The organism is Serratia sp. 22264 (assembly GCF_052045345.1).
Classification (GTDB): domain Bacteria; phylum Pseudomonadota; class Gammaproteobacteria; order Enterobacterales; family Enterobacteriaceae; genus Serratia; species Serratia plymuthica.
Window position 1 is genome coordinate 180,524 of record NZ_JBQEOY010000002.1, and the last position, 12,177, is coordinate 192,700.

Annotated in this window: 10 protein-coding genes, 1 tRNA gene and 2 pseudogenes; 10 read left to right on the forward strand and 3 right to left on the reverse strand. The window is 51.8% G+C overall.

Annotated elements, in window-relative coordinates; genetic code table 11:
• Positions 1-72: 72 nt before the first annotated feature.
• Positions 73-1,584: a leucyl aminopeptidase gene (pepA, locus tag ACTJJ1_RS11810; RefSeq protein WP_004953046.1), complete on the reverse strand. Its 1,512-nt coding sequence runs from the start codon at positions 1,582-1,584 to the stop codon at positions 73-75.
• A 281-nt stretch (positions 1,585-1,865) separates the two neighbouring features.
• Between pepA and lptF the strand changes: the two genes are divergently transcribed.
• The 3 genes from lptF (at position 1,866) to ACTJJ1_RS11825 (ending at position 4,952) form a co-directional block, all read left to right on the forward strand.
• On the forward strand, positions 1,866-2,960 hold the full coding sequence (gene lptF, locus ACTJJ1_RS11815) for an LPS export ABC transporter permease LptF (RefSeq protein ID WP_004953048.1): 1,095 nt from the start codon (positions 1,866-1,868) through the stop codon (positions 2,958-2,960).
• Complete coding sequence (gene lptG, locus ACTJJ1_RS11820; RefSeq protein WP_004953051.1) at positions 2,960-4,030, forward strand: LPS export ABC transporter permease LptG; 1,071 nt, start codon at positions 2,960-2,962, stop codon at positions 4,028-4,030. The genes lptF and lptG overlap by 1 nt, the downstream gene beginning before the upstream one ends.
• 205 nt (positions 4,031-4,235) lie before the next feature.
• A complete protein-coding gene (locus tag ACTJJ1_RS11825) occupies positions 4,236-4,952 on the forward strand; it encodes a LuxR family transcriptional regulator (protein WP_409443594.1) in 717 nt (238 codons plus the stop codon).
• Here the strand turns inward: ACTJJ1_RS11825 and ACTJJ1_RS11830 are convergent, their stop codons facing one another.
• Positions 4,953-5,597, reverse strand: coding sequence for an acyl-homoserine-lactone synthase (locus ACTJJ1_RS11830; protein WP_440833775.1), 645 nt, complete (start codon positions 5,595-5,597; stop codon positions 4,953-4,955).
• A 1,110-nt stretch (positions 5,598-6,707) separates the two neighbouring features.
• On the opposite strand from ACTJJ1_RS11830, the gene ACTJJ1_RS11835 reads away from it, so the two are divergent.
• The 4 genes and pseudogenes from ACTJJ1_RS11835 to ACTJJ1_RS11850 all read left to right on the forward strand — a co-directional run bounded on the left by ACTJJ1_RS11835 (position 6,708) and on the right by ACTJJ1_RS11850 (position 8,957).
• Positions 6,708-6,792 (forward strand) — tRNA-Leu (locus ACTJJ1_RS11835).
• Positions 6,793-7,028: 236 nt separating this feature from the next.
• Positions 7,029-7,664 carry a carbonic anhydrase gene (locus tag ACTJJ1_RS11840; protein ID WP_434462279.1) on the forward strand — a complete coding sequence of 212 codons (636 nt, stop codon included), beginning with the start codon at positions 7,029-7,031 and terminating at the stop codon, positions 7,662-7,664.
• 97 nt (positions 7,665-7,761) lie between these two features.
• Positions 7,762-7,929 (forward strand): annotated as a pseudogene (locus ACTJJ1_RS11845) (integrase core domain-containing protein); the annotation flags it as partial.
• Between the two features lie 260 nt (positions 7,930-8,189).
• On the forward strand, positions 8,190-8,957 hold the full coding sequence (locus ACTJJ1_RS11850; RefSeq protein ID WP_440833777.1) for a hypothetical protein: 768 nt from the start codon (positions 8,190-8,192) through the stop codon (positions 8,955-8,957).
• A 41-nt stretch (positions 8,958-8,998) separates the two neighbouring features.
• Here ACTJJ1_RS11850 and ACTJJ1_RS11855 read toward each other — a convergent pair whose 3' ends face one another.
• Entirely contained in the window at positions 8,999-9,700 is a 702-nt protein-coding gene (locus tag ACTJJ1_RS11855) for a hypothetical protein (protein WP_440833779.1), read from the reverse strand.
• Positions 9,701-9,972: 272 nt separating this feature from the next.
• Here ACTJJ1_RS11855 and ACTJJ1_RS11860 point away from each other — a divergent pair, with 272 nt between their 5' ends.
• From ACTJJ1_RS11860 to ACTJJ1_RS11870, 3 genes and pseudogenes are all read left to right on the forward strand, one after another.
• A complete protein-coding gene (locus ACTJJ1_RS11860) occupies positions 9,973-10,221 on the forward strand; it encodes a helix-turn-helix domain-containing protein (RefSeq protein WP_004953056.1) in 249 nt (82 codons plus the stop codon).
• 2 nt (positions 10,222-10,223) lie between these two features.
• A complete protein-coding gene (locus tag ACTJJ1_RS11865) occupies positions 10,224-11,522 on the forward strand; it encodes a type II toxin-antitoxin system HipA family toxin (RefSeq protein ID WP_440833780.1) in 1,299 nt (432 codons plus the stop codon).
• A gap of 126 nt (positions 11,523-11,648) precedes the next feature.
• Positions 11,649-12,140 (forward strand): annotated as a pseudogene (locus ACTJJ1_RS11870) (tyrosine-type recombinase/integrase); the annotation flags it as partial.
• Positions 12,141-12,177: the final 37 nt, after the last annotated feature.

Here is a 12,177-nt window from a genome sequence, read left to right on the forward strand (position 1 = left end):
CGCTGCCTATAAAAAATGTAGGGGCACAGCATGCTGTGCCCCTCGGGATTATACCTGAATTACCGCTCAGATTTAATCGTCGCCGTTTAACCCAGCGCGGTTCAGTAAAAACTGAGACAGCAAGGCTACCGGACGACCGGTTGCGCCTTTGGCCTTGCCGGAACGCCAGGCGGTGCCGGCGATGTCCAGGTGCGCCCAGCTGTACTTGCGGGTAAAGCGCGACAGGAAGCAGGCGGCGGTGATGGCACCCCCCGGACGGCCGCCAATGTTCGCCATATCGGCAAAATTGGAGTCCAGCTGCTCGTAGTACTCGTCGGTCATCGGCAAACGCCACGCGCGGTCGCCGGCCTGCTCGGACGCGCCGATCAGTTCGTGCGCCAGCGGGTTGTGGTTCGACATCAGGCCGGTGATGTGGTGGCCCAGCGCGATCACGCAGGCGCCGGTCAGGGTGGCGACGTCAATCACCAGCTCCGGATCGAAACGCTCTACGTAGGTCAGGGTGTCGCACAGCACCAGGCGGCCTTCTGCGTCGGTGTTGAGCACCTCGACGGTTTGGCCGGACATGGTGGTCAGCACGTCGCCCGGACGATAAGCGCTGCCGCCCGGCATGTTTTCACAGCCGGCCAGCACGCCGATCACGTTCAGCGGCAGGTTCAGCTCCGCCACTACGCGCATCACGCCGTACACGGTGGCCGCGCCGCACATGTCGTACTTCATCTCGTCCATGCCTTCGGCAGGTTTGATCGAGATGCCGCCGGAATCGAAGGTCAGCCCTTTGCCCACCAGCACGATCGGCTTAGCGTCCGGGTTCGGGTTGCCCTTATATTCCATCACCGACATTAATGATTCGTTCTGCGAACCATGGCCGACCGCCAGATAGGCATTCATCCCCAGCTCTTTCATCTGCTGCTCGCCGATGACGCGGGTAACGATGTTGGTGCTGAAGGCGTCCGCCAGTTGGCGAGCCTGGGAGGCCAGGTAACCGGCGTTACAGATGTTCGGCGGCATGTTGCCGAGATCTTTCGCCGCTTTAATGCCGGAAGCCACCGCCAGACCGTGCTGGATAGCGCGTTCGCCGCTGGTCAGCTCGCGACGGGTCGGCACGTTGAACACCATTTTGCGCAGCGGACGGCGCGGCTCCACTTTATTGCTTTTCAGCTGATCGAAGGTGTAGAGCGTTTCTTTGGCGGTTTCCACCGCCTGACGCACCTTCCAGTAAGTGTTGCGGCCTTTCACGTGCAGCTCGGTCAGGAAACAGACCGCTTCCATGGAGCCGGTATCGTTAAGGGTATTGATGGTTTTCTGAATCACCTGTTTGTACTGGCGTTCATCGAGCTCGCGCTCTTTGCCACAGCCGATTAACAGGATGCGTTCGGAGAGAATGTTAGGTACATGGTGCAGCAGTAATGTCTGCCCGACTTTACCTTCCAGTTCGCCACGGCGCAGCAATGCGCTGATATAACCATCACTGATTTTGTCGAGTTGTTCTGCGATAGGGGACAGGCGGCGCGGCTCGAAAACGCCGACTACAATACAGGCACTGCGCTGTTTTTCCGGGCTACCGCTCTTTACACTGAACTCCATGCACTCTCCTGAATCTTAAAGACAAAGGCGGAAGCTACGGCTAGAATGACCCAACTCCGTAATGAACTCCCGCCATTGAGTTAACTAACTATGTTAACCTGAACGGCGTAAATTGCTCTGTTTTGGCGACTATAGGCAAGTTCCTATAGGACACCCAAATGCTAGATGTTGTAATACTATTTTAGCTATGACGGTTGCCATATGATGAGAATAAATGGCGGATTAGCGATGAAACTATCGATTTTCCTGCAAAAAGACAAGTTTTCACAGGCGTAATAAGCGTGATCATCATAAGATATCTGGTACGGGAAACGCTAAAGAGCCAAATCGCGATCCTTTTCATCCTGCTTCTGATCTTCTTTTGTCAGAACCTGGTCAAGGTGTTAGGCGATGCGGTGGACGGCAATGTCCCGACAAATTTAGTCCTTTCACTGCTTGCATTGGGTGTGCCGAAGATGGCGCAGCTAATCCTGCCATTAAGCCTGTTTCTCGGCTTGTTGATGACGCTTGGGCGGTTGTACACCGACAGCGAAATCACCGTTATGCACGCCTGCGGGCTGGGTAAACGCACCCTGATCATCGCCGCGATGGTGTTGGCGCTGATTACCTCCGCCGTGGCGGCGGTGAACGTGTTCTGGGCCGGCCCGGTGGCCTCCCGTTATCAGGACGTGGTGATCAGCGAGGCGAAAGCCAACCCGAGCATCGCCGGCCTGGCGGAAGGGCAGTTCAAACCCTCGCAAGACGGCAACGCCGTGCTGTTTATCGGCAACGTCAAGGGCAGCACTTTCAACGACGTGTTCCTGGCGCAACTGCGGCCGAACGGCAACCAGCGCCCTTCCGTGGTGGTGGCCGAGCGCGGCAAGATCAACCAACTGAAAGACGGCTCGCAGGTGGTGACGCTCGACAAGGGCACCCGCTTTGAGGGCACCGCGTTGCTGCGTGACTTCCGCATTACCGATTTCAACGACTATAAAGCCGTGGTGGGCCACCGTGCGGTCGCTATTGACGGCAACCAGGCCGAACAGATGTCGATGCAGGCGCTGTGGCAGTCGGACGATCCGGACGCGCGCGCCGAGTTCCACTGGCGCCTGACGCTGGTGCTTTCCGTGGCCATTATGGCGCTGCTGGTGGTGCCGCTCAGCGTGGTGAACCCACGCCAGGGCCGCGTGCTGAGCATGCTGCCGGCCATCCTGCTGTATTTGATTTTCTTCCTGCTGCAGACCTCGCTGCGCTCTAACGGCGGCAAAGGCAAGCTGGACCCGATGATCTGGCTGTGGGTGGTCAACGCGGCGTACTTCGCGATCGCGCTGGCGTTAAACCTGTGGGATACCGTGCCGATGCGCAAGCTGCGTGCACGCCTGAGAGGAGCGGCCTGATGTTTGGCGTTTTAGACCGTTATATCGGTAAGACGATTTTCAACACCATCATCATGACGCTGTTCATGCTGGTGTCGCTTTCCGGCATCATCAAGTTCGTCGACCAGCTGCGCAAAGTGGGACAGGGCGACTACTCGGCGCTGAGCGCGGGGATGTTTACCCTGCTGAGCGTGCCGAAGGACATCGAGATTTTCTTCCCGATGGCGGCCCTGCTGGGCGCATTGCTCGGCCTGGGGCAACTGGCGACGCGCAGTGAACTGGTGGTGATGCAGGCTTCCGGTTTTACCCGCATGCAGATCGCCGGCTCGGTGATGAAAACCGCTATCCCGCTGGTGCTGTTGACCATGGCGATTGGCGAGTGGGTGGCGCCGCAGGGCGACCAGATGGCGCGCAACTACCGTGCGCAGCAGATGTACGGCGGCTCGCTGCTTTCCACCAAAAACGGCCTGTGGGCGAAGGACGGCAACGACTTCATCTACATCGAGCGCGTGGCGGGCGAGAAAGAGCTTTCCGGCGTAAACATCTACCATTTCAACGACCAACGCAGGCTGGAGACGGTGCGCTACGCCGCTACCGCCAGCTTTGAAGACGGCGTGTGGAAGCTTTCGCAGGTGGATACTTCCGACCTGACCAACGAAAAACAGGTGACCGGCACCCAGACGCTGACAGGCGAATGGAAAACCAACCTCACCCCGGACAAACTGGGCGTGGTGGCGCTGGACCCAACCTCACTCTCCATCAGCGGCCTGCACAACTATGTGAAGTACCTGAAACAGAGCGGCCAGGAAGCCAACCGCTACCAGCTGAACATGTGGAGCAAGGTGTTCTCGCCGCTTTCTGTGGCGGTGATGATGCTGATGGCGCTGTCGTTCATCTTTGGGCCGCTGCGTAGTGTGCCGATGGGCGTGCGCGTGGTGACCGGCATCAGCTTCGGGTTCCTGTTCTACGTGCTGGACCAGATCTTCGGCCCGCTGAGCTTGGTGTACAACATGCCGCCGGTGTTGGGCGCGTTGCTGCCGAGCATGCTGTTCCTGTTGATCAGCGTGTATATGCTGCTGAAACGCAAGTAGCGGCGCGACAGACGATTTAAAAAGGCGTAGCCATGCGGTTACGCCTTTTTTGTTTCTGCGCGTTGCTGACGCGTTCTGGGGCACAATGCCTGCGCCCCGATAGGCCACTCGTCAACGGATAGCCGAGTCGGAGGTTCCGGCTGCGTACCTCTTTCTGGTATATTCTGCTGAGCGGTATTTTTTAGCTATCGGGAGCCGGCAGTTAATGGAATATGAAGACAATATCAGCAGCATTATCAGCAAACGTCTGGAAGCGGTATTGGCTGATTTCGGCGAGCTTATCTGGGCATATGTTGTCTTATCCAAAAAAGATATGTCGTGCATCTTTGGCGTAACAAACTACCCGGGGGAATGGGTAAAGCAATATAAAGAAAAAGGATTGCAGTATACCGACCCGGTGGTGATTACCGCGCTGAATCGTCTGACGCCTTTCGCCTGGGATGAAAATTTGATGGCCGGCGCAGGGTTTCGCTTCCCTGAACTTTTCGATAAGGCGCGTGAGTTTGGCGTGGCTAACGGCTATACCTTCGTGTTGCACGATTTTAATAATAATCTTGTCACCCTGTCCTTTACGCTCAACTGCGAGCGCAAAGCGGAAATAATGCAGGCGCTTATCGAGAATAAAGGCGACATTACGGTATTGCTGGCGTCAGTGCATGAGACGTATCTTGCGCTGGCTTCACTGTCAGAAAAAAACGCCGCCGACTCGGAAAAAAACTCCCGCTTTACCGAAAGAGAAAACGAGATCCTCTATTGGGCCAGCGTGGGTAAAACCTACCAGGAAACGGGAATGATCCTGGGGATAAAGACCGGCACCATCAAGTTTCATATGTCCAACATTGTCAAAAAGCTGGGGGTGGCGAATGCCCGGCATGCAATACGTCTGGGTATGGAACTTCAACTGATTAAACCGGTTTGTTGATTAGATTGCCGGCTCTGACGTCAGCGGCCAGGCGTTCAGAATGCTTTCGTCCGGCACGCTGAGCTTACTGAATATTCTGGCTTTCAACGCCTCCAGACTGTTGTCGTCCACATGACCCAGCAACAGATGAACAGGCTCGTTCTTTTCAGAAATACCTGTCTCCAGCAGCGAGACATTCCAGCCTGAACTCTTGATGATATGCAGCATCGGATGGCTGGCGACGGCAAGAATGCCGTCATAGCGGTGCTGCCGCGCATAGTTAATCAGCGAGAGGAACAAAGCCAGGGTAACGGGAAATCGACGCCCCAACAGCGAATGGGTTCTTTCTTTATCCACGAAAAAACGCGTGGACTCGATGAAGTTCCCTTCTGGAATGTAGGCGTTGTTAAAAAATGAGGAGAATGCGCCGTTCAACATATTGTCGTGTTTCATATCAATCATCCTCGTGCCGCAAATGATTACGCCATTCTTAACGCCAAAAATGTAATTGGTCTTTTCATTATCAAACTGATCCAGCTCCTTGCCGTCTGAACAGTTTACGGCCCACTGTAACCGGTCCTTAAACGTGTTCTTTCTTAGCATATAAAGGTCTTCTGATTTTTCGTTACTCATTGAGGAGTAGTTAACGCTATAGATATTAAACATAATGTTACCCTTGTATTAAAATAGAGTTATCCGGTAACATCAGTGAAGTTTCATTAACCGCATGCCAGGCGCAATAATGATAATTCTTTTTAATGGGTTTTGGTTAACCTTATTATTCCCACTGCCGGGTTTCAGCATGCGTGAGCATGTCCGCTGGCCCTGGAGCAGAGGGTTCAGCGTCGTAGGCACTGACTTTAGCGGTTGTTAGGGGGGAAGATATTTACTGTGCCTGGGATGCAGAGTGAGAATAATCCTGTTGGCGGTCGAGAAGATGAATATTAATAAAGAGAATGGCGGGTGAAGCGTGGAAAGTATTTTCTAACCGGAACGCTATAGGGAGAAATTATTATTTTACAGAGTGCTGCTTGCTGGTTGACGGCTGGACAATCTTCATTAGCGTTTTTTAAAATGGTTCTATTGCTCGATAGTCTTGGTGTGAAATAATAAGCTACATGAACAAATAAAGGTATAGTGCCGTACTATACCTTAGTCTAACTAGCCTCTGACGCTATAAGACCATATAATTTCCCCATTGAATTTTGATAAAAAAATAATAAAAAAACCTGACCTATGTTGAATCAGGTTGCTAAATAGACTAACACCAGGGAAATTTTACTTAGAGCTATCAACTCAGCAGAGGCAAGTGTTCTCTGCTGGTTTTTGGCATGGGTGATATTGCTATAGCGCGCTATTGCATAGTGGGTCATACACCAGCCATCTTGCTGTGAAAATGCCCCCCACCGCTACCGCCTTCCCGTAGTGGTACGGTACCGATACCACTTTCTGGCATCCTCAAAAGGGTGCATATTAATTTCTATTGATTGGTTGCTTATCCATTTTGCGCAGAGCTGATGCCGCTTCGGCATGATTGCGGTCTGAATGAACCGTTTTTATCGCTCCTGTGGTGGGCGGCGTGGCCATCTGACATGCAGAAGCGGCGGACGTGCGGGCGATAAAGCTCTCGCATTCTTTGCAGAAAAGCATGGTAGGAAGGGGAAAACAGCGACTATGACGATTTTTTCAGCACTTAACTCATTGAACAACGGATAAGTGTTGCACGTGGATCGCTGAAAGGTATAATGCACCCGTTTTCCGCATACTACTTGCAGTGCCGAAGTGGCGAAATCGGTAGACGCAGTTGATTCAAAATCAACCGTAGAGATACGTGCCGGTTCGAGTCCGGCCTTCGGCACCATTAGTACAGCGCGAACAAGAAGCCACCGAGAGGTGGTTTTTTTGTGCCTGCGATTCTGCCCCGCGAGTTTTCCTCATCTTACCCGGACTTATCTTCATCAACGGATTGCAGTACCTCGTAACTTGGTAGGTTTGCCCTCCAGGCCCTTGAAACGCGCCTTTTTGCCTGTGAGATGCTGGACTAACGGGAAGTGATGTTTATCATGTTATCGAGACTACAGATCCAGAGAGCGTGTTATGCAACATATCATTGAAGGTTTCCTCAGCTTCCAGAAAGAGATTTTCCCTCAGCGTCAGGAGCTCTTCCGCAGCCTTGCCTCCAGCCAGAACCCTAAAGCGTTGTTTATTTCGTGTTCTGACAGCCGCCTGGTGCCGGAGCTTGTGACCCAGCAAGAGCCGGGGCAGCTTTTCGTTATCCGCAACGCAGGCAACATCGTTCCTTCCTTTGGTCCGGAACCGGGCGGGGTGTCGGCGACCATCGAATACGCGGTTGTGGCACTGGGCGTCACGGATATCGTGATTTGCGGCCACTCGAACTGCGGTGCCATGAAAGCTATAGCGTCTTGCCAGTGCCTCGACCCGATGCCTGCTGTAGCGCACTGGTTGCACTATGCGGACGCGGCAAAAGCGGTGGTAGACAAGAAAACGTGGGATAGCGAAACTGACAAAGTTAACGCTATGGTTGAAGAGAACGTAATAGCCCAGCTAAATAATATTAAAACTCACCCGTCCGTTGCCGTTGGTCTGCGCAACAACGGCCTGCGTCTGCACGGCTGGGTGTACGATATCGAAAGCGGCGAGATCCGCACGCTGGATAAAAATACGAAGAATTTCGTTTCGCTGGCGGATAACCCCGACGTTTGCTTCGAATAACGTGATGCCTGGCCTTGGCTATGAAATTGAATCCACGCTCCGGCGTGGATTTTTTATGGATAGGTCTAATTAGTTGAATGTAATTAATAATGTTCTTTATCTGTTCAGAACGCTGAATGAAGCACGGGAGATAGTCGATCTCAGGTTGAATGAATACAACAGTGAGCGACCTCATGAGTCCCAGAATAACCTGATGCCGGAAGAGTACCAGCTGATGGTTGAAAAACCGGAAATATCAAAAAGTGCGTGGAACGAAACCGGGTGAGCTTGCAATCGCACCATTCGTAAAGTGCGAACAGGAAGCCACTGAAAGGTGGTTTTTTTGTGCTTGTAATCTGGTTGTCCCTCTTTTCTGTTTAAATCCTATTTACCTTATTGCCCTGTTTTATAAAGGATATATTTCATTCGATGTTGTGCTGTTAACCCAACAACAAGCTGCTGGCCATCTATGCGTATTGCTGTGTTTATATACAGCCATGGCATAGGATAGGCCTATCGCCAATCAGGAAGAAGGCAGGGAAAAGCATGAAAATTCTTAAGTACGTTTTATGCGAGCGCAATGAAGATTCGATAACCGTAAGAGGAGATCGTAGTGGTGGTGGCAATTTCGGCGATACCACTCATGGTGGTGCAGATAATGGCCGCGATAGTAACTCTGGTACCATCAACCGCAATGATAAAACCAATGATACTGAGTTTGCTTCTATCTATGCCGACTTGGAAACTTATGAAGCCAAGATCCCTTATATGTATGTTGATACCAATGGGCATGTGACGGTTGGAATTGGCACAATGTTGCCATCCGTTGCTGATGCACAACGTTTGGCTTTTAATAAGCCCAGTGGGGTACGTGCGACTGCTGCGGAAATCAAAGCTGAGTTCGAGCGTGTCCAAAGGGCATTTGCCAAGAATAAAGTGGCAACCGCATATCACTCTCCAACATCTTTGACGTTAACGGAAGACACCATTAAAGAGCTTGTACGTACACATGTGGATGCCGACCGTATTTCGCTGCACAACCGCTATAGTGACTTCTACGATTTTAGCCTGGGGATCCAGGTTGCCCTGCACGATATGGTCTATCAGTTAGGGAGTGCCGGTTTGGGTAAATACACCACTTTTAATAAAGCGGTGAACGACAAAAACTGGACTAAAGCGGCCGATGAGTCGAATCGCAAAGATGCCAATAAAGCGCGCAATGATGCGACTAAAAAAGCATTCACGGATGCCCAGGCAGTAAAAGATGCTGCCGAATGGCAACGTGATCGAGCTGCCCGTCGGTCCGAACGCTGATGTGACTTACTGACGATACCGCCCCTCCCAGGGCGGTATTTTTATGGGAAGACAATGGCTTCAGTTTCTACGCTGTAGCGCCCGTCTTTTTCCGGCTTCAGCAAAAAATAACGCGTACTGCGATAGGTCGCATTCTGCACGCTGAAGTTCTGCTGAACGACATAAACGTTTTTCCCGTTAGTGCTGGCCAGGCCCGCGCCCAAGAAATCAATCGCATAATTGCCGTCACTGTTATCGGCCAGATTAAAGGCTCCGTCTTTTTCATCCACAAAATGGATGGACTCATCGACAGCCTTCAACGACTTGCCTTCATTAACCTGTTTAGCTCTGAGCTCGACAGCTTCGTTGCTAATTGCCTGGTACATCAAGGCTGGCAAACGTTCCGGCAAGCTTGCTGGCGTACCGATAACCAACCCTTTTGGGCCGGCAGTGAATGAGCCGGCGCGCAAGCTGTGGTTGATCAGGCAGGCCCCCAGATACTGATTGAGCGTATTAAAATCCATCGCATTTTCGGTTTGCTCAACCGGTGCCCCGAACTGTTGGTATTTTTGGTAAAAGTCTGCACAGGAAGTGGCCTTGAGCTGTGCGCTTCCCGGCCCTTTGAAATAAAACTGATCTGAAAAGCCGCTGTTACCGGCGAAAATGGACTGATCAATCTCGGCAGTGGAGAGCAAGCCAGCTTCGGCGCCTGAAAACCACGATATAAAGGGGACAACTAGCCATAACCTTTTCATGTGAGCCATTCCGTGTGCTTCCTTTTCAAAAAAGATAGGTTGATCAGGGGAAAGACGCTTAGTGTGTGTGCCTGGATTATAGCGCGGATATTGGCGTGTAAAGCAGCAGATGCAAGAAATTGGTGTAGGGCGATTTTCTCTTCCGGAATTCGGTATATTCAATATATTGAGTCTGGTTATCCGCGATAGAGGGTATCGTCGATTCTATCCCCTATAACGGATAATATTTGCCTTATCCGCTATAGGGGATAATACTGATTTCATCCGCTTGGGAGGATAAAATGAAAATCACCTCGGCAAAGATGTTGGCGCATGCGCTACGCAATGAACGTAAAAAGCGTAACCAAAGCCAAAGCAAAACCGCTGACAGCATTGGGTTAAAGCAGGCCACGGTTTCCGCGTTTGAAAACAACCCGGACGGCACGCGGCTAGAGACGTTGTTCAAACTGCTTGCTGCTCTGGACTTAGAGCTACAGGTTACTCCGCGCGGCAAACCGGTCGATCCCAAAACCTGGGATCAGGAGTGGTGAGCATGGAAAAGCTACGTGTGGCGCTGAATGGTACCCTTGTTGGGATGCTGGAAAAGCATGCGGGTGGCGCGATGTCGTTTGTTTACCACGAAGATTGGTTGGCACAAGTCGGCGCGCGCGCCATATCGTTATCCCTGCCGCTACAACCAGCACCGTTTCGCGGTGACGTGGTGTATAACTTTTTCGACAATCTGCTGCCGGACAGCGAGCTTATTCGCAGCCGCCTACAGGCGCGTTTTAAAACGTCAACCAAACAACCTTTTGATCTGCTTTCCAGCATTGGCAGCGACTGCGTAGGGGCGATCCAGCTTTACCCTGAACATGTTGATGTGGCCCCGGTAAAGCAAGTGAACGCCGTGCCTGTGAGTAACGAAGAAATAGAGCAACTTCTGCTGGGGTACCGCGAGGCGCCGTTGGGCATGGAGGCGGGTACTGATGATTTCCGGATCTCTCTGGCGGGTGCGCAGGAAAAGACCGCGTTGCTTTGGTTCGGCAATCAATGGTGTCGGCCACAGGGGAGTACTCCAACCAGCCACATTATAAAACTGCCCATTGGGCATATTGCGCATAACAATCTGGATCTCAGCGAAAGCTGTGAGAACGAGTGGTTATGTTTGCGCATTGCAGAACAGTTTGGCCTACCGGTAGCGCAAGCTGAGTTGGCGCGTTTTGGTGAACAAAAGGTTCTGATTGTTGAACGCTTTGACCGGCGTTGGGCGCGGGATAACAGCTGGTTGATTCGTTTGCCCCAGGAGGATTTCTGCCAGGCGTTAGGTATTGCCCCTGCGCTGAAATATGAGGCTGATGGTGGGCCCGGTATTGCGACTGCGATGCAATTGTTAATGGGTTCTCAGCAGCCATTACTCGATCGAGACACCTTCTTTAAAAGCCAAATTGTATTCTGGATGCTGGCGGCTATTGATGGGCATGCCAAAAACTTTAGCTTGTTCATTGAGCAGGAATCGGCCTATCGAATGACTCCGCTTTATGATGTGCTCTCGGGTTACCCCTTTATGCATGCCCGCGGCATCGCGCCACAGAAAGCAAAAATGGCCATGGCCGTATTGGGGCAGAGTCGCCATTACCGTTGGAGCCAGATCTTACCTCGGCACTTTATCTCTACCGCGAGAGCCGTAGGGTATTCTGAAGAGAAAACGGTGCAGGTGATGGCTGAGCTAAAAGCGCAAACAGAACAGGTGATCGCTAATGTGGAAGCGATGCTGCCGGAGGAGTTTCCCCGTTCTGTGAGTGATGCGATTTTCTCTGGGGTTCGGCGGCAGGCTGAGAGGTTGGTGGGGTAGGGGGATGGTTTGTTATTGAACCGCATGAAAAATTAAGACACCTGGAGTCGGTGTCACTCCAGTCCTCATGTGGCTTATGAAGACATTACTAACATCGAGGTGTGCTAATGAATGGGGAACCGGTCAACGGTTATACGGACGATTTCCGGAGAACGCGAGCTACTGGAAGGAGTAAAACATTCACTGCCTAGCACCAAAGATGCGGACTCCTATCAGGTACCCTTGTCAAAGCAAGCTCTTGCCATTCTTCAGCAAATTAAAAATCTGAGTGGGAATTTTGAGCTGAACTTCGTTGGAGATCACGATCTGCGTAAACCGATGAGAGAAAATCCGGTGAATAAAGCGCTGAGGGTGATGGGTTATGATACAAAAGCTGAAGTTTGCGGGTATGGCTTCATGACGGTGGCCTGTAGTTCTTTGATTTAATCTGAATTGTAGCCAAGGAATGCGGTGGAGGGGCAAAGGAGTCATCAGGAATGCAGCCCTGTGCGTGCGGCTTACATCCATAAGGTGGAGCATCTTGGGGAACGTAGGCGAATGCTACTGTGGTGGGCGGATTATCTGGATGCAAATCGGGAGAAAGGGATTAGTCCGTTTGATTTTGGAAAGAAACATTGAAATATGTTTAATCACAAAACGCAGGGGATCGTTAAAA